The 1223-nt window shown below is 60.2% G+C and carries 1 protein-coding gene; it reads left to right on the top strand.

The features are described 5' to 3' along the window. The first annotated feature begins 63 nt into the window (after nt 1–63). A protein-coding gene (locus P2PM1_RS00945) for an IS3 family transposase (RefSeq protein WP_186397861.1) occupies nt 64–1163 on the top strand; the annotation gives its coding sequence in 2 pieces (ribosomal slippage) (nt 64–313 and nt 313–1163; 1101 coding nt in all). Nucleotides 1164–1223 lie beyond the last annotated feature (60 nt).

Raw genomic sequence — 1223 nt, 5'->3', positions numbered from 1 at the left:
TGACCTGAGCCCCTAGATCTCCTCCAGATTTTGGTAGAGTCCGCCGCAACAGAGGGCGGACGCATGAAGCGCAGCAGGTTCAACGAAGAACAGATCATCGCGATATTGAAGGAGCAGGAGTCCGGGCTGGGGACGGCGGACCTGTGTCGCAAGCACGGCATCAGCAGTGCGACCTTTTACAAGTGGAAGGCCAAGTATGGCGGCTTGGAAGTGTCGGACGCCCGGCGGCTGAAGACGCTGGAGGACGAGAACACCCGGCTCAAGAAGCTTTTGGCCGAGGCCATGCTCGACAATGCCATTCTCAAGGATGTTGCAGCAAAAAAATGGTGACGCCCGACGCAAAGCGGGATGCGGTGGCTCATGCCTGCCTGGTGCATGGGGTGAGCCAGCGGCGGGCGTGTGAAGCTTTGGCTGTGGATCGATCGAGCGTGCGGTATCGCAGTCTGCGGCCGAACGACCGTGAGCTGCGAGAGGCGATGAAGGCCGTTGCCGCCCAGCGGCGCCGGTTCGGATATCGTCGTATCCATGTGATGCTGCAGCGACAGGGCATCGCGATGAACATCAAAAAGCTCAGGCGACTCTATGCCGAGGAGAAGCTGCAGGTGCGCAAGCGCGGCGGCCGTAAACGTGCCTTGGGAACACGACGGCCGATCATTGTGCCGGACCAGCCTAACCAGCGATGGAGCCTGGACTTTGTCAGCGATGCTTTCACCGATGGCCGGCGGTTCAGGGTGCTGACCGTTGTCGATGACCACACTAGGGAATGCCTCGCTCTGGTCGTAGACACCTCGCTCTCCGGGCGACGGGTGGTGCGCGAGCTCGATGCCATCATCGCACAAAGAGGCAGGCCGTCGACGGTGGTCAGTGACAATGGCACCGAGTTCACCAGCATGGCGATCCTGCGCTGGTCCCAGGACCGGCAGATCGACTGGCACTACATCGCGCCGGGAAAGCCTATGCAGAACGGCTTCATCGAGAGCTTCAACGGCAGCTTCCGCGATGAATGCCTCAACGAGACGCTGTTCACGTCACTGGCCGAAGCCAAGATGCGGATCGGCGCATGGAAGGATGATTACAACGACCATCGACCGCATTCCTCGTTGGGCAATCTCACGCCCAGCGAATTTGCCAGCAATCTGGCACTGGAAAAACAGGCCGCTTAGGGCCAAACATCAACCCAAGGACTCTCCGTAAAACCGGAGGGGACTTGGGGCTCAGGTCAC

It is taken from the genome of Stappia sp. P2PMeth1, from assembly GCF_900185735.1.
Lineage (GTDB): Bacteria > Pseudomonadota > Alphaproteobacteria > Rhizobiales > Stappiaceae > Stappia.
This window is presented reverse-complemented; position numbering and strand designations above follow the sequence as displayed.